This window comes from Pseudomonas kurunegalensis (assembly GCF_030291635.1).
Classification (GTDB): Bacteria; Pseudomonadota; Gammaproteobacteria; order Pseudomonadales; family Pseudomonadaceae; genus Aquipseudomonas; species Aquipseudomonas monteilii.
This window is the reverse complement of record NZ_CP127871.1, coordinates 3,601,979-3,622,268: the sequence shown is the minus strand read 5'-3', so window position 1 is coordinate 3,622,268 and position 20,290 is coordinate 3,601,979. Positions and strand designations below refer to the sequence as shown.

General features: G+C 62.8%; 21 protein-coding genes. 5 read left to right on the top strand and 16 right to left on the bottom strand.

The annotated features are described in order from the left end of the window. Nucleotides 1-44 precede the first annotated feature (44 nt). From QQ992_RS16290 to QQ992_RS16280, 3 genes are all read left to right on the top strand, one after another. Nucleotides 45-1,274, top strand: a complete 1,230-nt coding sequence (locus QQ992_RS16290) for an acyl-CoA dehydrogenase (protein WP_105948733.1) — start codon at nt 45-47, stop codon at nt 1,272-1,274. A 167-nt stretch (nt 1,275-1,441) separates the two neighbouring features. Next, nucleotides 1,442-2,848, top strand: coding sequence for a PAAR domain-containing protein (locus QQ992_RS16285; protein ID WP_286110285.1), 1,407 nt, complete (start codon nt 1,442-1,444; stop codon nt 2,846-2,848). Then, entirely contained in the window at nt 2,835-3,233 is a 399-nt protein-coding gene (locus tag QQ992_RS16280) for a hypothetical protein (protein ID WP_286110284.1), read from the top strand. Before QQ992_RS16285 ends, QQ992_RS16280 begins: the two co-directional genes overlap by 14 nt. A 66-nt stretch (nt 3,234-3,299) precedes the next feature. Here the strand turns inward: QQ992_RS16280 and QQ992_RS16275 are convergent, their stop codons facing one another. The 7 genes from QQ992_RS16275 to ribBA form a co-directional block, all read right to left on the bottom strand. Then, nucleotides 3,300-4,307 carry a TerC family protein gene (locus QQ992_RS16275; RefSeq protein ID WP_286110283.1) on the bottom strand — a complete coding sequence of 336 codons (1,008 nt, stop codon included), beginning with the start codon at nt 4,305-4,307 and terminating at the stop codon, nt 3,300-3,302. A gap of 166 nt (nt 4,308-4,473) precedes the next feature. Then, nucleotides 4,474-5,781, bottom strand: a complete 1,308-nt coding sequence (locus QQ992_RS16270; protein ID WP_286110282.1) for a substrate-binding domain-containing protein — start codon at nt 5,779-5,781, stop codon at nt 4,474-4,476. Between the two features lie 232 nt (nt 5,782-6,013). Further along, a complete protein-coding gene (locus QQ992_RS16265) occupies nt 6,014-7,162 on the bottom strand; it encodes an ABC transporter ATP-binding protein (protein ID WP_286110281.1) in 1,149 nt (382 codons plus the stop codon). A gap of 19 nt (nt 7,163-7,181) precedes the next feature. Further along, nucleotides 7,182-7,991, bottom strand: a complete 810-nt coding sequence (locus QQ992_RS16260) for an ABC transporter permease (protein WP_010954645.1) — start codon at nt 7,989-7,991, stop codon at nt 7,182-7,184. A gap of 6 nt (nt 7,992-7,997) precedes the next feature. Then, nucleotides 7,998-8,915: an ABC transporter permease gene (locus tag QQ992_RS16255; protein WP_016711177.1), complete on the bottom strand. Its 918-nt coding sequence runs from the start codon at nt 8,913-8,915 to the stop codon at nt 7,998-8,000. Beyond that, on the bottom strand, nt 8,912-9,937 hold the full coding sequence (locus QQ992_RS16250) for an ABC transporter substrate-binding protein (RefSeq protein ID WP_019099490.1): 1,026 nt from the start codon (nt 9,935-9,937) through the stop codon (nt 8,912-8,914). The genes QQ992_RS16255 and QQ992_RS16250 overlap by 4 nt, the downstream gene beginning before the upstream one ends. Nucleotides 9,938-10,228: 291 nt before the next feature. Then, entirely contained in the window at nt 10,229-11,350 is a 1,122-nt protein-coding gene (ribBA, locus tag QQ992_RS16245) for a bifunctional 3,4-dihydroxy-2-butanone-4-phosphate synthase/GTP cyclohydrolase II (protein WP_286110280.1), read from the bottom strand. A gap of 78 nt (nt 11,351-11,428) precedes the next feature. Here ribBA and QQ992_RS16240 point away from each other — a divergent pair, with 78 nt between their 5' ends. Continuing rightward, entirely contained in the window at nt 11,429-11,722 is a 294-nt protein-coding gene (locus QQ992_RS16240) for a DUF1330 domain-containing protein (RefSeq protein ID WP_105948725.1), read from the top strand. A 52-nt stretch (nt 11,723-11,774) separates the two neighbouring features. Here QQ992_RS16240 and QQ992_RS16235 read toward each other — a convergent pair whose 3' ends face one another. Next, on the bottom strand, nt 11,775-12,497 hold the full coding sequence (locus QQ992_RS16235) for a pirin family protein (RefSeq protein WP_286110279.1): 723 nt from the start codon (nt 12,495-12,497) through the stop codon (nt 11,775-11,777). Between the two features lie 54 nt (nt 12,498-12,551). After that, the gene (locus QQ992_RS16230; protein WP_286110278.1) at nt 12,552-13,571 is read right to left on the bottom strand and encodes an alpha/beta hydrolase; all 1,020 of its coding nucleotides are present in this window, start codon (nt 13,569-13,571) and stop codon (nt 12,552-12,554) included. A gap of 146 nt (nt 13,572-13,717) precedes the next feature. On the opposite strand from QQ992_RS16230, the gene QQ992_RS16225 reads away from it, so the two are divergent. Beyond that, nucleotides 13,718-14,602: a LysR family transcriptional regulator gene (locus QQ992_RS16225; RefSeq protein WP_286110277.1), complete on the top strand. Its 885-nt coding sequence runs from the start codon at nt 13,718-13,720 to the stop codon at nt 14,600-14,602. 7 nt (nt 14,603-14,609) lie between these two features. Here the strand turns inward: QQ992_RS16225 and QQ992_RS16220 are convergent, their stop codons facing one another. The 7 genes from QQ992_RS16220 to QQ992_RS16190 form a co-directional block, all read right to left on the bottom strand. Further along, on the bottom strand, nt 14,610-15,098 hold the full coding sequence (locus tag QQ992_RS16220) for a DUF2878 domain-containing protein (RefSeq protein ID WP_060497210.1): 489 nt from the start codon (nt 15,096-15,098) through the stop codon (nt 14,610-14,612). A 2-nt stretch (nt 15,099-15,100) separates the two neighbouring features. Next, on the bottom strand, nt 15,101-16,360 hold the full coding sequence (locus tag QQ992_RS16215; protein WP_286110276.1) for an SAM-dependent methyltransferase: 1,260 nt from the start codon (nt 16,358-16,360) through the stop codon (nt 15,101-15,103). Continuing rightward, a complete protein-coding gene (locus tag QQ992_RS16210) occupies nt 16,335-17,147 on the bottom strand; it encodes a DUF1365 domain-containing protein (protein WP_286110275.1) in 813 nt (270 codons plus the stop codon). Before QQ992_RS16210 ends, QQ992_RS16215 begins: the two co-directional genes overlap by 26 nt. Next, entirely contained in the window at nt 17,144-18,391 is a 1,248-nt protein-coding gene (locus QQ992_RS16205; RefSeq protein ID WP_286110274.1) for an NAD(P)/FAD-dependent oxidoreductase, read from the bottom strand. The genes QQ992_RS16210 and QQ992_RS16205 overlap by 4 nt, the downstream gene beginning before the upstream one ends. A gap of 3 nt (nt 18,392-18,394) precedes the next feature. After that, the gene (locus QQ992_RS16200; RefSeq protein ID WP_286110273.1) at nt 18,395-19,147 is read right to left on the bottom strand and encodes an SDR family NAD(P)-dependent oxidoreductase; all 753 of its coding nucleotides are present in this window, start codon (nt 19,145-19,147) and stop codon (nt 18,395-18,397) included. Next, nucleotides 19,144-19,566 carry a nuclear transport factor 2 family protein gene (locus QQ992_RS16195; protein ID WP_060497205.1) on the bottom strand — a complete coding sequence of 141 codons (423 nt, stop codon included), beginning with the start codon at nt 19,564-19,566 and terminating at the stop codon, nt 19,144-19,146. Before QQ992_RS16195 ends, QQ992_RS16200 begins: the two co-directional genes overlap by 4 nt. Before the next feature lie 117 nt (nt 19,567-19,683). Next, on the bottom strand, nt 19,684-20,289 hold the full coding sequence (locus QQ992_RS16190) for an aminomethyltransferase family protein (RefSeq protein WP_119370517.1): 606 nt from the start codon (nt 20,287-20,289) through the stop codon (nt 19,684-19,686). Nucleotide 20,290 lies beyond the last annotated feature (1 nt).

Below are 20,290 nucleotides of genomic sequence, written 5' to 3'. Positions count from 1 at the left end.
TCTAGGCTCTGGCCCATGTACTCCGAACCGTGAAGGTAGCCCCGATGGATTTCGCCTATTCGCCCAAGGTCCAGGCACTGCGCGAGCGCGTCACTGCGTTCATGGACGCCTATGTCTACCCCGCCGAAGCGGTGTTCGAGCGCCAGGTCGCCGAGGGCGACCGCTGGCAGCCCACTGCAATCATGGAAGAGCTCAAGGCCAAGGCCCGCGCCGAAGGGCTATGGAACCTGTTCTTGCCTGAATCGGAATACGGCGCCGGCCTGAGCAACCTGGAGTACGCCCCGCTGGCGGAAATCATGGGCCGCTCGTTGCTTGGCCCGGAGCCGTTCAACTGCTCGGCGCCGGACACCGGCAATATGGAAGTGCTGGTGCGTTACGGCAGCGAAGCGCAGAAGCGCCAGTGGCTGGAGCCGCTGCTGCGTGGCGAGATCCGCTCGGCGTTCGCCATGACCGAGCCGGACGTGGCCTCCTCGGACGCCACCAACATGGCCGCCACGGCAGTGCGTGACGGTGACGAGTGGGTGATCAACGGCCGCAAGTGGTGGACCTCCGGCGCCTGCGACCCGCGTTGCAAGGTGATGATCTTCATGGGCCTGTCCGACCCTGAAGGGCCGCGCCACCAGCAGCATTCGATGGTGCTGGTACCCACCGATGCGCCCGGTGTGAAGATCGTCCGCCCGCTTCCGGTGTTCGGCTATGACGATGCCCCGCATGGTCATGCCGAAGTGCTCTTCGAAAACGTGCGGGTGCCCTATGAAAACGTGATCCTCGGTGAGGGCCGCGGTTTCGAGATTGCCCAGGGGCGCCTTGGCCCGGGCCGTATCCACCACTGCATGCGTTCGATCGGCATGGCCGAACGTGCGTTGGAACTGATGTGCAAGCGCTCGGTGGAACGCACCGCCTTTGGCCGGCCACTGGCACGGCTGGGTGGCAACGTCGACAAGATTGCCGACTCGCGTATGGAGATCGACATGGCCCGGCTGCTGACGCTGAAAGCGGCTTACATGATGGACACTGTCGGCAACAAGGTGGCCCGCAGCGAGATCGCGCAGATCAAGGTGGTGGCGCCGAACGTGGCCTTGAAAGTGATCGACCGGGCGATCCAGATACATGGCGGGGCAGGGGTGAGCGGCGATTTCCCACTGGCCTACATGTACGCCATGCAACGCACTCTGCGCCTGGCTGACGGGCCGGATGAAGTGCACCGGGCGGCGATTGGCAAGTATGAAATTGGCAAGTATGTGCCAGTTGAGATGTTGCGTAGCGGGCGGTGATGGCTTCGTCAGCGGCTACTTACCTGTTCACGGGCGTGCTCGTGAACAGGGACTTTAAGCAAAGCTCGGGTAACCTGTAGGACGCTTCTGATTCTCTGCTCCAAGCGCTTGAAACCGCCTTGCGGGTGTTAGGTTCCGAACCTCAACCACGCAAAGGGAGCTTGTAGATGCGCGTCAGTCTAGAGGGAAAAGGTCAGGCAGTTGACGGCGATATCACCACAACTGGAGCCGTTTGTATTGCGACAGGGGCCGGCTATCTGGACGAAGGCCGAATGGTGCTCCGTGAAGGCGACCAGACCACGCCATGCCCTCTTTGTGGGCAGGTGGGAATGGTCGCCGAAGGTGTGGACCACTTCATTTCCGATGGACAGCGCGTGGCCATGGATGGTGCGTTGGTTGTCTGTGGCTGTTCGCCGGGCAGCAACCGGGTGGTCGCACCGCTGTATCAAGCACCGCCACCCATGCAGCCCGTAGCAGGGCTTGCCAATGCTCACTTTGCCGAGCCGGCAACCGCCGTCTACCCGGAGCGTTTCTCCCAACCTGTCATAGGTGCACTGCCTGGTACGCTAGAGCCTGGCTTCTACGTCATTCCTCGACGCATGTCCTTCCCGCAGGTGCTGCTGCAATTGGCCGAGCATGACGCCACGTTACCGATTTCCCGGTTGCAGCGGCTCAACCCGACGTTTGAGCAAGGCTTCAAGGCCGGGGAAATCTTCGTTATCGGTGATCCTGACAACGCAAATGCCTGCACGCGCGAGGAGGGAGAGCTGATGGCTGCGGCGCAGCATGCGCGGCGTGCGCTGGAAGTGCTCGACTACGCCGAAGCGGATTTCATGATGGAGCACCAGGCCGAAATCGCAGGCTTGCTCAGCAACGCCAGCCTGTCCATGGGCGTGGGTAAGGACATGCTGGATCAAGGGTTGAAACAGGTCAGTCATACATTGACGAGTATCGAGCAACTGCACCAGCGGGAGTTCATGCGTCATGGCCACTTGAAAAGCCCAGGCTTCTTTGCCGAGCGTCGGCGGCTTCTGCGACAACTGGATAGTCAGTTGAAGGTAGCGTTGCTCAACAAACAACTGAACCTAGGAAACTATGAGCGACTAAAGAAAAGCTTGAATATTTCCACCAAGAGCCTTGTGCATCATTGGTCGAAAGCGGGCGGGCCAGGGCAGATTCCTGGGTACGCGACGCATCTGGATAAGGTGGCGCGGCTCAGCAAGTACCTTAGTTATGGTGGACATGCTGCAATTGGACTGGGTGGGGCTTCTTCTTTTCTTAAAGTAGAGGAAGTGTGTCGCGCTGGAAGCGAAGAAGCCTGTGCAAAAATTCGATATGTTGAAACCGGGTCATTCAGCATGGGGGTAGGCGGAGGCATGGTGGGGGCAGCATTGGCAGGCGCTGCAGCTGGCACGTTATGTGCCGTTTTTAGCGTAGGTACTGGGGGGCTTGCAGTTCCAGCATGTGGGATTTTGGTCGTAGGCACGGGTAGTTTAACGGGCGTAAAGTTGGGAGAAATGGCCGGTGGGTCTATCGGGGAACTCATCTATGAGGCCTCAAATGATGAGCTTTGAAACCTGGTCTGTCGTTATGAAGCTCCTGTTTATGATTACCCCTTTTGTCATTGGCCTGCTAGGTGCTTTCATTAACCTTTACATCACGTTATCACGTGACTTTCACGTTGCCTGCTCAGCGATTACGAGTAACCCATACCTAGAGCAAGTGAAGGTGGCTTGGGGGACTTCAAGCTTGAAGTGGCGATGGCTGCTGATTTGTAATATAGGTGGTCTTGTCACGTTCCCCGGATTGGCGTTGCGTTATGGCAAGTTGGATGTTAATGAGTTGAAAGCATTCCCTCCAAAGCTCAAACGACGGCTTGGGATTTCGGTGTGGCTGTCAATTGTCGGGTTTGTTTGGATTGCGATTGCAGTTGCAGTAGCCGAGCTCTCCAAAGCGTAGTTAGCCCCAGAGCGGCTTCCAGGCGGATGTATGTCACCTGGGAGCGCTCTAGTGAGCTATTCACGATCAGGGTCCTTCCATTTGGCCTCGATTAACTTCGGTTTTTTTGCGCGTCTTCACCAACGAAACCACCACCCCACCCAGCAGCAACCCGAATGTCACCCCCAACGACAGCAACGCCGGCACCTTGCCCACCATGCCGTGGTAGAAAATCTTGCAGCCAATGAAGATAAGCACCAGTGCCAGCGCGTACTTGAGGTAAACGAACCGGTGCATCAGCGCCGACAGCGCGAAGTACAGCGAGCGCAGCCCAAGGATGGCGAAGATGTTGGAGGTGTAGACAATGAACGGGTCCTGGGTAATGGCGAAGATTGCCGGCACGCTGTCGACGGCGAACACCAGGTCGGCCAGTTCGATCAGCACCAGCGCCAGAAACAACGGGGTGGCATAGCGCAGGGCCTTGCTGTGCCCAGGCGGGGTCTGGCGCACGAAGAAGTGCGAGCCGTGGATCTGGTCGGTGACCCGCATGTGCCGGCGGACGAACTTGATGATCGGGTTGTTGGCCAGGTCCGGGTGGCTGTCTTCTTTCGACAGCGCCATCTTCACCCCGGTGAACAGCAGGAAGGCGCCGAACAGGTACAGCACCCAGGCAAAGTTCTGCACCAGCGCCGCGCCCACGCCAATCATGATCGCCCGCAGGAACACCACCCCCAGGATGCCCCAGAACAGTACGCGGTGCTGGTAGCGGCGGGGGATGGCGAAGTAGCTGAAGATCATCGCCATGACGAACACATTGTCCATCGACAGCGACTGCTCGACCAGGAACCCGGTGTAGAACTCCAGCGCCGACTGGGCACCCAGCTGGTACCAGACCCCTGCGCCGAACAGTACACCGACGCTGAAATAGCCCGAATACAGCAGCAGGCTTTCGCGCATTTCGATTTCCCGGTCGTGCCGGTGCAGCACGCCCAGGTCGAGCACCAGCAAACCGATGACGATGGCCATGAACACCAGCCACAACCAGGCGCTGGTACCGAGAACGGGGGTGGTGAGGAATGCGTGCAGAGCTGTCATGAGCCCCTCCTTGAATGTCGACGTTGCAAGGCAACAGTGATCCGACATGGCGGCTTGGCAGCCGTCAGAGGGGCCCGGTATCACATGGGCTTGAGCCTAGACCCGTTTGCCATGGATGCCGAATGGGGAGCTGTTACATTTCTTTGCCAGGGCCGCAATCACGCCTTCAATACACCCACACCTCTACCCGACGGTTACGCAGGCGCCCTTGCTCCAGCTCATTGCCGGCCACTGGCAGTTCATCGCCCATGCCCGTTACCTCAAGCACCTCCACACCATCGCGTGCCAGCTCGCGGCGCACGGCCTGGGCGCGCAGGCGGGAGAGCAGGGCAGCGCGCCCGGGCGTTTCCTTGGGGTCGCCAAACCCTACCAGCACGGCCTTGCTCTGCAACTTGCCGGCCTGGCGCAGGTATTCGACCACCCGCTGCACATCGCGCAGGGCCTTGTTGTCGAGGCTGGCGCTGCCTTCCTGAAAGCGGAAGTTCACGCTCAGCCGCTGCGCTTGCTGGGCCAGGGTGCGGTAGCGTGGCGGCATGTCGGCCTGGGGCGGAACCGGTTGGGCCTTGATCTGCTGTGACACGAACCCCTGTTGGGCAACGATCGCCTGGCCAGCCGGACTTTGGGCGAAATCGGCCAGGGCCTTGGCCTGTGGCTTAGGATTGGCCGGCAGATAGAAGTAAAGGCGCCGTGACAGCGGGTAGTCTTCGCTGGCCACCAGCGCGCGCTCCGGCAGCATGGCGGGTGCGTCGCCTTCTGCCACCGCCAGCACCTTGGCACCGTGCACTGCGGCCAGGCTGCTGAAGCCGATGGCCTGACGGTCGGTGGCTACTTGCGAAGCCAGTTCGTCGCTGGACTCGAAGCGCCGCGCTTTGGCTGATAGTTCGTCGTGCAGGGGCTCCAGCACAAGCGCCTTGAACGTCTCGTAGGTGCCGGAGCGGTCGTCACGGGCATAGAGGTGGATGGCGCCGCCAGCGATGCCCAATTGCTCCCAGCGCTGGATCTGCCCGGAAAAAATCTGCGCCAGTTGCTGGGTGTTCAGTTGTGGCAGCGGGTTGTCGGGGTGGACGATGACCGCGACGCCGTCCAGGCCGATAACTTGTTCGGCGCTGGCAGCGCGCAGGTCGCCCAGAGCACGTAACTGATGCACTTCGCTGTCGTTGATCGGCCGCGAGGCAGCAGCCAGGTCGGCGTCGCCACGGCCGAGGGCGACGAAGCCGGTGCTGGAACCATGGGCGGCAACATCGATGCGTACCGGCTGGCCATGATCGTCCTGCGCGGTGATTACGGTCTCGTTGGCGACGTTGCCCGGTTGCTGTTGGATGGCGGTGGCTTGCTGCGCACGCAATTGCCCCTGCACCAGTGCCGGCAGCAAGGCGGCGCCGATGGTGTTGGAGCCTTGGACGCGCAGGTGCGCGGGCTCGGCCAGGGTCGCTAGCGGTAGCAGGGTGAGCAGCAAGACAAGCAGGCGCAGCATGCCGGGTGGCCTATGGCATAGAGTTGGCCGGCAGATTACGACAGTGGCGTGATGATAATGTGACAGTCCGTAGCGACTGAATCTAAGACTTGGCAGTCCGTGTTATTGGGGCTGCTTTGCAGCCCATCGCAGGCAAGCCAGCTCCCACAGGTTCAGTGCCTGTCTTGAAGGAAGCACTCTACCTGTGGGAGCTGGCTTGCCTGCGATGGGCCGCAAAGCGGCCCCGACGATCTCAATGCGCCCCGGCCGACTTGCTCAAATCGCTTTCGGCCCACTCGGTATAGATACATGCATCCGCCACTGCCCAGCGCACTTTCACGCTGTCGCCCGGTTGCATAGGCATACCCGCAGCCGACAGCGCCTTCACCGTCAGTTCGGTACCACCCGCCGTCACCACATGGCAGGTTTGGCTCTCACCCAGGAACAGCACTTCGCCAACCTTGGCACTGACCTCGTTCCAGCCCGCCGGCAGCGGCTCACGCGCAGCCTGTTCGGTGGTCAGGGCCAGGGCCTTTTCCGGGCGCACCATGATCAGTGCATCCTGCGAGGCGGTAAGGCCCGGCGTCAGGCGAATGGCCACCGGCTGGCCCTCGAAGCTGCCCGCACCGTTGCTGCTGGCCTTGATGCGCAGGAAGTTGGAGTTGCCCAGGAACGACGCGACAAAGGCATTCGGCGGGTTCTGGTACAGGTCGTAACCGGTGCCCAGGCCGACGATCTTGCCATGGCTGAAAATGGCGATGCGCTGGGACAGGCGCATGGCTTCTTCCTGGTCGTGGGTGACGTAGACGATGGTGATGCCCAGCCGGCGGTGCAGCTGGCGCAGCTCGTCCTGCAGGTCTTCGCGCAGCTTTTTGTCCAGCGCACCGAGCGGTTCGTCCATCAACAGGATGCGTGGCTCGTACACCAGCGCCCGGGCAATGGCCACACGCTGTTGCTGGCCACCGGACATCTGCGAAGGCTTGCGGTGGGCGAACTTCTCCAGTTGCACCAGCTTGAGCATGGCATCGACGCGCTTGGCGGTTTCGGCAGCGTTGAGCTTGCGAATGGCCAGCGGGAAGGCAATGTTGTCGCGCACGTTCAGGTGCGGGAACAGCGAGTAGCGCTGGAACACCATGCCAATGTCGCGCTTGTGCGGCGGCACGTTCACCAGCGACTGGCCATCGACCAGGATCTCGCCGCTGCTCGGCGTTTCGAAGCCGGCCAACATCGACAGGGTGGTGGACTTGCCCGAGCCGCTGGAGCCGAGGAAAGTCAGGAACTCGCCGTCCTGGATTTCCAGGTCGAGGTTGTCCACGGCGGTGAAGTCGCCGTAGTGCTTGTTCAGGCCGCGCAGGCTGACCAGGGTCTTGCCTGGCGCGTTGTCTTTGATCACTGCACTCATTGTTGTTTTCTCCGCGCGCTCAGGCGTTTGTTTCGGTGCGCCGGCGCAAGGCGGCGGCAATGAACATCACAAGCAGCGACAAGCCGATCAGCAGGGTCGAGGCCACGGCGATGACCGGGCTCAGGTCCTGGCGCAGGGTGGTCCACATCTTCACCGGCAGCGTCTGCAGGTCGGGGCTGGCCATCATCACACTCAGCACCACTTCATCCCACGACACCAGGAAGGCGAACAGGCCGCCGGCGATCATCCCCGGGCGAATGGCCGGGAAGGTGACCTTGAAGATGGCCTGCAGGCGCGAGGCGCCGCAGATCACCGCGGCATCCTCGATCGACTGGTCGAACAGCTTCAGCGAGTTGATGATCGAGATGATGGTGAAGGGCAGGGCGACGATCACATGGCTGACCACGAAGGCGAACAGCGTGCCGGTGTAGCCGAGCTTGAGGAACAGGGCGTACACCGCCACGGCAATGATCACCAACGGCACGATCATCGGCATGGTGAACAGCCCGTACAACAGCTCGCGGCCCGGGAAGCGGCCACGCACCAAAGCGAATGCGCTTGGCAGGCCCAGCAGCACGGCGGCAATGGTGGTCAGCACGGCCACCTTGAGGCTGGCCAGCGCGGCGTCCATCCACTCCGGGTTGGAGAAGAACTGGCCGTACCACTTGAAGGTCCAGCCCGGTGGCGGGAATACCAGCCACTGCGACGAGCCGAACGACAGCAACACGATGAACACCACTGGCAGCAGCAGGAAGGCCGCGATGACCCCGGTGGTCAGGTACAGGCCCGTGCGCAGCGGGCGGCCCATGGCATTGGGAGACAGGAGCATGGCGGTTTACCTCGCGTTGCCAACCGGGGATTCCGGCTGCAGCTTCAGGTACAGGTAGAAGAGCACCAGGGTGATCACCACCAGCAGTGCGGCGGCGGCGCTGGCCAGGCCCCAGTTGAGGAACGACTGCACCTGCTGGATGATGAACTCGGGCAGCATCATGTTCTGCGCCCCGCCCAGCAGCGCCGGGGTGACGTAGTAACCGAGCGACATCACGAACACCATCAGCGCCCCGGAGAACAGCCCTGAACGGCACAACGGCAGGAACACCTTCCAGAAGTTGGTCCACGGGCTGGCGCCGCAGATGGAACCAGCCTGCAACACCATCGGGTCGATAGCGTGCATGGTGGCCTGCAGCGGCAGCACAATGAACGGGATCATGATGTAGCTCATGCCGATCACCACGCCGGTGAGGTTGTGCACCATTTCCAGCGGGGTATCGATGATACCCATGGCCATCAACGCCTTGTTGATCACACCCGAGCTTTGCAGCAGCACCAGCCACGAGTAGGTGCGCGCCAGCAGGCTGGTCCACATCGACAGCAGCACGATGTTCAGCAACCAGCGGCCCCAGCCCTTGGGCACCAAGGTAATCGCCCAGGCCAGCGGGAAGCCCAGCAGCACACTGATCAGGGTGACCACGCCGGCCACCGAGAAGGTGTTGAACAACACCCGTGCGTAGGCCGAGTTGGCGAACAACTGCTCGTAGTTGCCCAGCCCCGGCGTTGGCTCCAGCACCCCGCGTAGCAACAGGCCGACCAGCGGGGCGAAGAAGAACAGGCCAAGGAACAGCAGGGCCGGCAGCAGGTTGCGGCTGCCCTTCCAGCGCTGGCTCAGGCTGGCGCGGCGGGGGGCCGTACCCGAGGCGCCGGTGCCCGTGGGGGCACCTTGCGCGTTATGCAGGGCGTTGATGGCGACTTTCATTTGACCAACCACTCATTCCAGCGGGCCGCGATGGCCTGACCGTTCTTGGCCCAGTAGGCGAAGTCCAGGGTGACCTGATCCTGGGCGTAGGCGGTCGGCAGGTTGGGTGCCAGGTCTTTGTCGAGCTTGGACACGCTGTCGACGTTCACCGGCGCGTAGGCAGTCTTGTTGGCGAACTCGGCCTGGCCTTCGGCGCTGCTGGCGTTGGCCAGGAACTTCATGGCCGCGTCCTTGTTCTTGGCGCCTTTGGGGATGACCAGGAAGTCGGCCATGACCAGGTTCTGTTTCCAGCTCACGCCCACTGGTGCGCCATCTTGCTGCAGGGCGTAGACGCGGCCGTTCCAGAACTGGCCGAGCGAAGCCTCACCCGAGGCCAGCAGCTGTTGCGACTGGGCGCCACCGCCCCACCAGACGATGTCTTTCTTGATGGTGTCCAGCTTCTTGAAGGCGCGGTCCAGGTCCAGCGGGTACAGCTTGTCGGGCGCTACGCCGTCGGCCAGCAGGGCCAGTTCCAGCACGCCGGGGCTCGGCCATTTGTACAGGGCGCGTTTGCCGGGGTAGGTCTTGGTGTCGAACAGCGCGGTCCAGTCAACCGGCTTGTTGGCACCGAGCTTGCCTTCGTTGTAGCCCAGCACGAAGGAGAAGAAGAACGAGCCAACGCCGTGGTCGGAAACGAAGCGCGGGTCGATCTTGTCGCGTTTGATCTGGTTGAAATCGAGGGGTTCCAGCAGGCCTTCGCTGGCGGCACGCAGGGCAAAGTCGGCTTCGACATCGACCACGTCCCATTGCACGTTACCGCTTTCGACCATGGCCTTGAGCTTGCCGTAGTCGGTGGGGCCGTCCTGGACGACTTTGATGTCGGTGGCTTTGGTGAAGGGGACGGCCCACGCTTCTTTCTGGGCGTCCTGGGTGGTACCGCCCCAGCTGACGAAGTTCAGGCTGTCAGCGGCCACGGCGGCTTGACAGGCCAGGGTCAGCAGGCTGGCGGACAGCACTGCGGTTACACGTTTGCTCAACAGCATGGTTACGCCCTCGTTGCTTTTGTTATTCGAGGCGGGGCTTGTGGTGCGCCCGCCAACAGTGTTCGGGGAGCAGCTAAAACAAAGTGTCTTGGTGGCCGTTTGTGATTATAGGTGCCGGCCTGCAGATTCAAGGTCTACGGGATATCATATTATGGTATTCCAAACTTTTGGCAAGAGGTATGAGGCGACCGGCCATCACTCCGACCTGAGCGGCAAGCGGCAAGCGGCAAGCGGCAAGCAAAAGCAAAAGCGGATCGCGTGTTTGCGCAGATCCGCTTTTACTTGCCGCTTTCAGCTTTCAGCTTGTGGCTCAAAGGGAATGCTCTGCACCACCTCCAGTTCATACCCTGCCAACCCGGCATACTTCAGCGGAGGCCCCAGATGGCGCAGCTTGCCCACGCCCAGGTCCTGCAGAATCTGTGCTCCGGTGCCCACTTCGGAGTACACCTTCGATTGCCCGCGCTGATAAGGGCGCACCGGATGGGTCAGCTGCGGTACGCGCTCCAGCAGGGCTTGGGAGGATTCATGGTTGGCCAGGATCACCACTACGCCAGCCCCTTCCTCGGCCACCTTCTGCAAGGCCGCCCATAACGTCCAGTTGGCTGGCCCGGCGTATTCGGCACCTACCAGGTCGCGCAGCGGGTCGATCACATGCACCCGCACCAAGGTCGGCTGCTCGCGGCGGATATCACCCATGACCATGGCCATGTGCACGCCGCCTTCGATGCGGTCTTCATAGGTGACCAGGCGGAAGGTGCCATGCACGGTCGGCAGCTCGCGTTCACCGATGCGCTTGATGGTTTGCTCGGTGCTCAGGCGGTAGTGGATCAGGTCGGCGATGGTGCCGATCTTGATGCCATGCTGCGCGGCGAACACTTCAAGGTCCGGGCGGCGGGCCATGGTGCCGTCGTCGTTGAGCACTTCGACAATCACCGAGGCCGGGCTGAAGCCGGCCAGGCGGGCCAGGTCGCAGCCGGCTTCGGTGTGGCCGGCACGGGTCAGCACGCCGCCTTCGCGGGCGCGCAGGGGGAAAATGTGGCCGGGTTGCACCAGGTCTTCGGGGCGGGCATCACGAGCCATGGCCGCGGCCACGGTGCGTGCCCGGTCGGCGGCGGAAATGCCGGTAGTGACGCCAGTGGCCGCTTCGATCGACACGGTAAACGCTGTGCTGAACACGCTGCCATTGGCCGGCACCATCTGCTCCAGGCCCAAGCGCTGGCAGTGTTCGTCGGTCAGGGTCAGGCAGATCAGGCCACGTGCTTCACGGGCCATGAAGTTGATGGCCTGGGCGTCGCAACGCTCGGCGGCGATCAGCAGGTCGCCTTCGTTTTCCCGGTCCTCGTCATCCACCAGCAGGACCATCTTGCCTTGCCGGTAGTCCTCGAGAAGTTCCTCGATGGTGTTGAAAGCCATGTTGCACGCTCACTGTGGTGGGGTGATTTTTATGGTATACCATCATACACAAATATCGCCGTTACAGGAGAGCAGCGCATGAAGGCCTATTGGATCGCCCATGTGGACGTGACCGACCCCGAGCAATACCAGCAGTACACCCAGCGCGCCCCGGCTGCCTTCAAGGCGTTCGGCGGCCGCTTCCTGGCCCGTGGCGGGCGCAGCGAGGCGATGGAAGGGCGGCCTACCCCTCAGCGTAGCGTGGTGATCGAGTTCGATTCGTACGAGCAGGCAGTGGCGTGCTACCGGTCTGAGCTGTATCAGGAGGCCTGCAGCCATCGTCAGGGCGTGGCGAAGGCAGAGGTGATCATTGTCGAAGGGTTTGAACCCTGAGTTTGGGCTGATGGCCCTTTCGCGGGTTTACCCGCGAAAGGGCCGGTCCTGTTTATGGCATACCTGGCAATTCATGCGGACGCAGGTCAAACACCAGCACCTCGGCATCTACCCCATTGCCCAGCTCAAGTACCTGTTCCTGCCTCACCCGCACCCCATCCCCTTCATTCAGCAGTTGCCCATTGAGCTCGATGCTGCCCCGGGCCACATGCACATAGGCATGGCGGTTTCCCGGCAAGGTCAGCGTGGCGCGTTCGTCGCCGTCGAACAAACCGGCATACACCCGCGCATTCTGCCTGACCTGCAACGACCCCTCGGCACCGTCTGGCGAGATGATCAGGCGTAGCTTGCCGCGCTTTTCCTCGGCGCTGAAATGCTGTTGCTGGTAACGCGGTGTTGCGCCTTGCACGTTCGGCACGATCCAGATCTGCAGAAAGTGCACCGGCTGCGCCTGGCTGTGGTTGAACTCGCTATGGGCCACGCCGTGGCCTGCGCTCATCAATTGCACATCGCCCGGGCGTATCACCGAGCCGGTACCCAGCGTGTCCTTGTGCTCCAGCGCGCCTTCCAGCACGTAGCTGAAAATTTCCATGTCGCGGTGAGGGTGTTGGCCAAAGCCCTTGCCAGCGATGACGCGGTCGTCGTTGATCACCAGCAGGTCGGAGAAACCTTGCTCGTCCGGGTTGCGGTAATGGCCAAACGAGAAGGTGTGGAAGGACTTCAGCCAGCCATGGAAGGCCAGGCCGCGGTCTTGGGCGTTACGTATGGTAAGCATGACAGTACTCCTGGAACGACAGGGCGCCAGGCCCTGCCGTATGGGTAGATGAGGTTATTGAAGGTGTACTTTCAATTCCCCGGCGGCCTGCCTCATCGCCGCCTTCACCGCCGGCACCTGGCTCAACGGGTTCAACAGCCCATAGTCATGAATCATCCCGTTGTAGCGCACCGAAGTTACGGTTACGCCGGCCGCATTCAACTTGCGGGCATACGCCTCACCCTCATCGCGCAGCACATCGAATTCGGCAGTCTGCACCAGCGCTGGCGGCAACCCCTTCAGCTGTTCACTGCTGGCCCGCAGCGGTGAGGCGTAAATCTGTGCCCGGGCGTTGGCATCGGTGGTGTAGCTGTCCCAGAACCAGTTCATCATCCCGGTGGTCAGGAAGTGCCCTTCGGCAAACTGTTTGTACGATGCCGTTTCGAAGCTGGCATCGGTCACCGGCCACAGCAGCAACTGGAAGCGCAGGGCAGGGGTGCCGGCCTCTTTGGCCTTGAGTGCTACCACCGCGGCCATGTTGCCGCCCACGCTGTTGCCGGCCACGGCCAGGCGCTTGCCGTCAACGCCGATTTCCTTGCCATGCTCGGCCACCCAGCGGGTAGCGGCATAGGCCTGGTTGATCGCCGTCGGGTAGTGCGCTTCTGGCGAGGGGGTGTAGTCCACGTAGACCGCCACCGCACCCGAGCCGACCACCAGGTCGCGGATCAGCCGCTGATGGGTCGGGAAGTCACCCAGCACCCAGCCGCCGCCGTGGAAGAACATGAACACCGGCAGGTCGCCCTTGACGTTGGCCGGGCGTACCACTTGCAGCTTGATCGACTCGCCGTTGGCCTGGATGGTGCGTTCTTTTACCTCGATACCGGAGAGGTCGACTTTGACCGAAGCCTGGGCGCCGGTGAGCACTGCGCGGGCGTCTTTCGGGCTGAGTTGCTCCAGTGGCTTGCCGCCGCCTTGTTCCAGGGCTTCGAGGAAGGCCTGGGTGTGTTGCTCGACACCTGGGCTGCCAGCGGCGAAGGCGCTGGAGACGGACAGGGCCAGAAGCGAAGCGGTGAGGGCTTTGTGGACAATGTTCATGAGCGAATCCTTTTCTATGCAAGTGTTGGTAATGGGCGTCTTGCCTGGCCTGCTGGGCCATCGCTGCGACCTGTGCGTAGATTAGGGAGATGCACTGATGGGAAAAAGCCGCTATAAAGCGTTTGACTGTCACCAAGAGCGAGACAATGAACCCTTACGAAGACATGCGGATTTTTGCCCAGGTCATGGAAGCCGGCAGTTTCACCGCCGCTGCCGACCGCCTGGGGATGTCCAAGCAATCGGTCAGCCGGCGCCTGATGCAGCTTGAAGAGCGTCTTGGCGTACGCCTGCTGAACCGCTCTACCCGGCGGCTGGACGCCACACCGCTGGGGCAGCACTACTACCAGTCAGCCCTGCGCCTGCTGGGTGAAGTGCAGCAGGTAGAGCACGACATCAGCGGCCAGGCCCAGGCTTTGCGTGGCACCTTGCGCCTGAGCGCGCCACTGTCGTTTGCCATGGCGCACCTGGGTTGCCTGCTGACGGAGTTCCTGCAATTGCACCCTCAGGTGGATGTGGAGGTAGACCTGAGTGACCGGGCCGTAGACCTGATCGGCGAGGGTTACGACCTGGCACTGCGCATTGGGGCGCTGGAGGATTCCAGCCTGATTGCGCGGCGCATTGCCAGTGTCGAGCGGGTGTACTGTGCGAGCCCGGATTACCTGCAAGCGCGGGGCGTGCCGACAGCACCGGATGAACTGGTACGGCACGACTGCCTGCCTTATGGGCATTCGCGTCAGGTGCAATGGCAGTTTCGCCAGGGCGGCAAGGCGCAGGCGATTCCGGTGGCAGGGCGGATGCGTGCGAACAACGGTGAGTTGCTCCGGGATGCAGCCATTGCCGGGATGGGGGTGACGTATCTGCCGACCTTCATCGTGGGGCAGGCGTTGGCGGCCGGGCGGCTGGTGAGTGTGCTGGAAGACTGGACGCCACCGGCATTGCAGCTATCGGCGGTGTATCCGCAACACCGCCAGGTGGCGCGGCCGGTACAGGGGTTTGTCGATTTTCTGCGTGAGCGGCTGGTGCAGTTGTAGCCTGGCCTCAGCCCCGTGCCGCGAAGCGCAAGGCCAGCGGCAGGGCTAGCGCCCAGATCGGGGCCAGAACAAGTGCGGTTCGCAACTGCCCCATGGGCAACTCTATGCCCGCCACGCGAGCCCCGGCCAGGTAAGCCAAGGGGCCGCCCAACATGCCCAGCAGCGCGGCGCGCCAGAGCGGTCGGCCGGCCCATGCCAGGCTGTGGCGCAGCCCGCTGGCCAGTACTAGCCACAGCAATGCCAGCCAAAGCGGCAAGGGCCAGTGTTCGAAGCGCAATACACCCAGCATGCCCAGCAGGCTGTCGAGTAAACATCCGGCAATCGCCACGCCCAGCAGGACGCGCCGTTCACTTCCGGGGTGCGGACACAAGCGCAGGTGCACCAGCAGGCCGGCCATCGCGGCCAGCAGTAGCCAGGGTTGGCGTGCTCCCAGCACGCAGGCCCACCAACCCGCTTGCAGCCACAGTGCGTTGCCAATCAACCACCCGCGGGCCATGCTCAACGGTCCAGCAGCGGTGCCCGACGCGCCTGCGGTGCGGCCCAGAGCAATTGGGCCACGCCGATGGTCCGCTCCTCGAAACCGCCCTGGCAATAGCACAGGTAGAACTCCCACAAGCGCTGGAAGGTATCGTCATACCCCAGCGCCATCAGCTCTGCACGCGCCGACCGCAGGTTGTCGCGCCAGTGGCGCAGGGTGCGCGCATAGTCCTGGCCGAAGTCTTCCAGGTGCACCAGGTTCAGGGCGGTCTGGCGGCTGGCGGTATCCAGCAGCACGCTCAGCGAGGGCAAGGCGCCGCCGGGGAAAATGTAGCGCTGGATGAAATCCACTGAACGCCTGGCCTGGGCGTAGCGCTGGTCGCGGATGGTAATGGCCTGCACCAGCATCAGCCCGTCGTCCTTGAGCAGCGAAGCGCATTGGCGAAAGTACGTGGGCAAGTAGCGGTGGCCGACGGCTTCGATCATCTCGATCGACACCAGCTTGTCGAAGCGCCCGCGCAGGTCGCGGTAGTCTTCGAGCAGCACGGTGATGCGCTGCTCCAGGCCCAGGGCCTTTACCCGCTGCAGGGTGTGGGCATGCTGCGCCGCCGAGAGGGTGGTGGTGGTGACCCGGCAGCCATGCTGTTGGGCGGCGTGGATGGCCAGGCTGCCCCAACCGCTGCCGATCTCCAGCAAGTGGTCCTCGGGCTTGAGTTCAAGCTTTTGGCAAATGCGCTGCAGCTTGTTGGTCTGGGCTTGTTCCAGCGTTTGCGCCGGGCTGTCGAATTGCGCGGCAGAGTACATCATGGTGGGGTCGAGCAGGCGTTCGAACAGGTCGTTGCCCAGGTCGTAGTGCGCCAGGATATTGCGCCGCGCGCCGCGCCGGCTGTTGCGGTTCAGGCGGTGCAGCAGGTGCAGAGCCGGACGCGCCAGGCGTGCCAGGCCGCCCTCCATGGCATCCAGCACATCCAGATTGGCCACGAACAGCCGGGTGACTGCGGCAAGGTCCGGGCTGCGCCAGTAACCGTGGATATAGCCTTCCCCGGCACCAATCGAGCCATTGCCGGCGACCAGCCCCCAAGCCGCCTCGTCAACGACCTCGACTTCTGCATACAGCCGGCTGGCGACGTCGCCGAATGTCCACTGCTGGCCTTGGCTGATCAGGCGCAAATTGCCATGGCGCAACTGGCGCAATTGCGCGAGCACTGCATGCTTGGCCAGGCTGCCGAGCAGTGGGGCAATGCTGGTCGATTTGCTAACGCTCAAGGTCGGTTCGGGCATGGTCGGGCTCCTCGCATGTGGGTTGGCCGAGTGCCAGATCGTGCTGGCTGGCAACGTGGTCGTGTACGGGCGTGCGCTTGAGCAGCAGGCGCAGGGCCTGCCAGTAAATGCCGGTGAGGGTGCGCAGGCTCATCCAGGGGAAGGTGAGGATGTGCCGCTGCAAGCCGGCGCGGTCCAGCGGCTGGCGTAGCAACGCCAGGTCTGCTTCGAACACCATGTGCCCGGCGCGCCAGTTTTCCATGTGGATGCGCACCTGCTGTGCATCGAGGGCGAAGTGCAGGCGGTACTCCATGTCCAGCGGCATGAACGGCGAAACATGAAAGGCCTTGGCCACGGAAAATGGCCGCGCCAGGTCGCCGTCCACGGGGAGCACATAGTGGAAGCGTTCACGCCATGGGGTGTTGCGTACCTCCAGCAGCACGGCTACCAGCTGGCCCTGTTGGTCATGGCAGAAGTAGGTGCTCACCGGGTTGAAGGACAACCCCCAGCAGCGTGGTTGGGTAAGCAGGTGCACGGCGCCTTCGGGCACCTGGCCAATGGCTTGGCCAACCAGGTGCCGGGCGGCTTCGGCCAAGGGCTTGCCTTGGCGGGTGAGCGCTGGCAGGTAGTCGGTTTCGCGCCAGCACAGGGGGGCCAGCCGCGAGGGCCCAAGCCAGCGGCACAGGCTCAGCAGCTGCTGTTGTTCGTTCAGGTCCAGATAGAACATGCCGATCCGGTAGCGAAACGCATGCTGCCTTGGGCTCAGGCGCTTGTGGCTGACCCACCCTTGGCAAAGGCTGCTGTTCACAGCTGCTCTCCAAAATGCCGGGCCACGTTCAGCGCGCTCAGCACACCGTCTTCGTGAAAGCCGTTGGCCCAATAAGCGCCGCAGTAATAGCTGTGCAATGGCCCTTGCAGTTCGTGCTGGCGGGCCTGTGCCGCCAACGCGGCCAGGCTGTATTGCGGGTGGGCGTAGTCGAAGCGGGCGAGTATCTGTGTCGGGTCCACGAGTGTCGTCTGGTTGAGGCTGACGCAAAACGTGGCCGGTGCCTGGATGCCCTGGAGGATGTTCATGTTGTAGGTCAGTGCGGCGGGCGCCTGCGCGTTGTCGCCCAGGCGGTAGTTCCAGCTGGCCCATGCTTTACGCCGTTGGGGCAGCAGGCGCGTGTCGGTGTGCAGCACCACATCGTTGCTGGCGTAGCGGATGGCACCCAGGATGGCGCGCTCTGCTTCGCTGGGCGGTGCCAGCAGGGCCAGGGCCTGGTCGCTGTGGCAGGCGAACACGACTTTGTCGAAGCGTTCGCTGCTGCCTGGCCAGGTAACCGTGACGCCGCTTACGTCACGTTTTACCTGCTGTACCGGGCAGCCCAGGCGAACCCGATCGGCAAACGGCTTGCACAAGGGCGTGAGGTAGGCGCGCGAGCCACCTTCGATCACCTGCCATTGCGGGCGATGGTTGACCGACAGCAAACCGTGGTTTTGACAGAAGCGCACGAAGAACTGCAAGGGGAAGTCCAGCATGCCGGTGGGTGACATCGACCAGATAGCCGCCCCCATCGGCACGATGTAATGGTCGATGAAGCGCCGGCCATAGCCTTGGGCTTGCAGGTAGTTGCCAAGGGTGGTGGTGCCATCGATGCGCTGCTGAGCCAGGTCGGCTGGCGCCTGCCGGTTGAAGCGCAGCACATCGCGCAGCATGCCCCAGAAGCCCGCAGACAACAGGTTGCGCCGTTGGGCGAACAGGGTGTCCAGGTTGTGGCCGTTGTACTCGAACCCCGTGCGCGGGTCATGCACCGAAAAACTCATCTCTGTCGGCCGCCAGGCGACGCCCAACTGCGTGAGCAGGCGGATGAAGTGCGGATAGGTCCAGTCGTTGAACACGATGAAGCCGGTATCGACGGCATAGTGTTGGCCCTCCCAGTGCACATCCACGGTATGGGTATGCCCGCCAACTCGCTGCGCTGCCTCGAACACCGTGACCTCGTTCCGGCGTGACAGCAGGTGGGCGCAGGTGAGGCCGGCAATGCCGGTGCCGATGATCGCGATGCGCATGGGTCAGCCCTGTGAGGGGCGCGCCAGATGGCGGCCCAGCCTGAGGCGCAGGCGTGCTGGCAATGCGCCGAGCAACCGCAGCACCAGGGTGAAGGTGGCAGGGAAGGCAATCTCCAGTGGGCGACGTGGCAGGCGCGTGATGATGTGGTCGGCGGCGCGTTCGACGCTCCACAGTTGGGGCATGGGGAAATCATTGCGGCGTGTCAGGGGCGTGTCGACGAAACCGGGGCTGACCAGGGTGACGTCGATGCCTTCGGCAGCCAGGTCGATGCGCAGGGATTCGACCAGGTAGCGCAAGGCTGCCTTGGACGCGCCATAGGCCCCTGCGCGTGGCAAGGCCAGCCAGCTGACCGAGCTGCCCATGACCACCAGGTGCGGCTGCCGGCCACGGCGCAGCAAGGGCAGGGCGGCGGCCAGGCAAAAGCTGGTGCCGGTCAGGTTGGTGCGCATCACCCGCTCGACCAGCGCCGGGTCGAAGTGCCCCGGCTCCAGGTACTCGCAGGTGCCGGCATTGAGAATCACCTGGTCCAGTGCCCCCCAGGCCTGCTCGATCTGCCCGGCCATCTGCGCCACATCCCTTGGCTGGTCGACATCGCCCACCGTCAGCAGTACCTGGCCCGGAAACTGTGTGGCCAGTGTGGCCAGCTTCTCCGCCCGGCGTGCTCCCAACGCCACCTGGTGGCCTTGCTCCAGCAAGTGCAACGCCAGTGCCGCGCCGATGCCGCTGCTGGCGCCGGTGAGCCAGCAACGACTCATGCCAGCCTGCCTTTGAGCCAGCGAATCGCGCTGCCCATGACGGGCACATGCTCGTAAAGCAGGGCGCCGGCATCGAAGTAATCCTGGTGAAAATGCACCCGCTCCTGCCAGCGCAGGTGGCTGCAACCCTGCAGGCTGATCAGTTGCCCACGGGCAAGCTGCGGGTGGCGGTAGTGCAACGTCCAGCGGATGTAGCCGTGGCCCGGTTCCAGTTCGTCGGTGCCTTCGAAGCGGTAGTGCACGTCAGGCACCTTTGCGTACAGCTGGGCGAAGTAGGCCCGCAGTGCGCGAAGGCCAGTGAGCTGGTGCAACGGGTCGCGGAACGCGACATCCTCGCTGTACAGGTCGTTCAGCAGGTCGAGGTTGTGCGAATCGAGCGTGGCAAAGCGTTCGGCGAAGTACTGGAGGTAGGTGGACATGCACAATACCTGTACAAAACTAAACTGTTGTACAAGGTATAGTGCAGGTCACTGTATAAAGCTATACAAAAGAAATGTTTTGTACAGTTTTGCTGGGGCTACAGGTTCAGACTGCTATCAACCCGGTAATGCGCCCAACTCGATCAGCCCGCCATCGAACTCATCCATCGCATCCAGCACCGCCTCACGGAAATACGCCAACGACGCCCGATCGAACAGCAACTGTAAAGCCGGCTGCTCATCACTCCCCACGTTCACCACGATCACATTGATCCGCGCCGCAGAGGTTTGCGCCACGGCACCAATGGGAAATGCCTGCAAACGGAGGTCGACTCCGCACAACTTGGCCATTACCGCACTGCCATGCGCCCCCGACAGCTGCAACCAGGCATGGCTGTCCTGGCGCGGCAGCAGGTAGTTACGCTGGGCATCCTGCGCCCACTCGGCCTCTGTGGCGGCCACCCGCTTGCCTTCGTCAGCCAGGCTGCCCAGCAGCAGGTATTCGGTCTGTGACAACCGCGCTACCCAGCCGCCGTCGTCCTGGCGCACGGCCTGGTTCGGCTGCTGCGGCAACCGGTAGCCACGTTGCTGCAGGTAGGCGGCGCTGTCGACGCCGCGAAAGCCGGCCCGCGCCACTTCGGTCAGGTCGGTCAACGCGCAGGCGTGCAACAGTTCGGCCCGCGGGCTGCGGGGGATAAACGCTTTGGCTTGCAAACTGGTCATG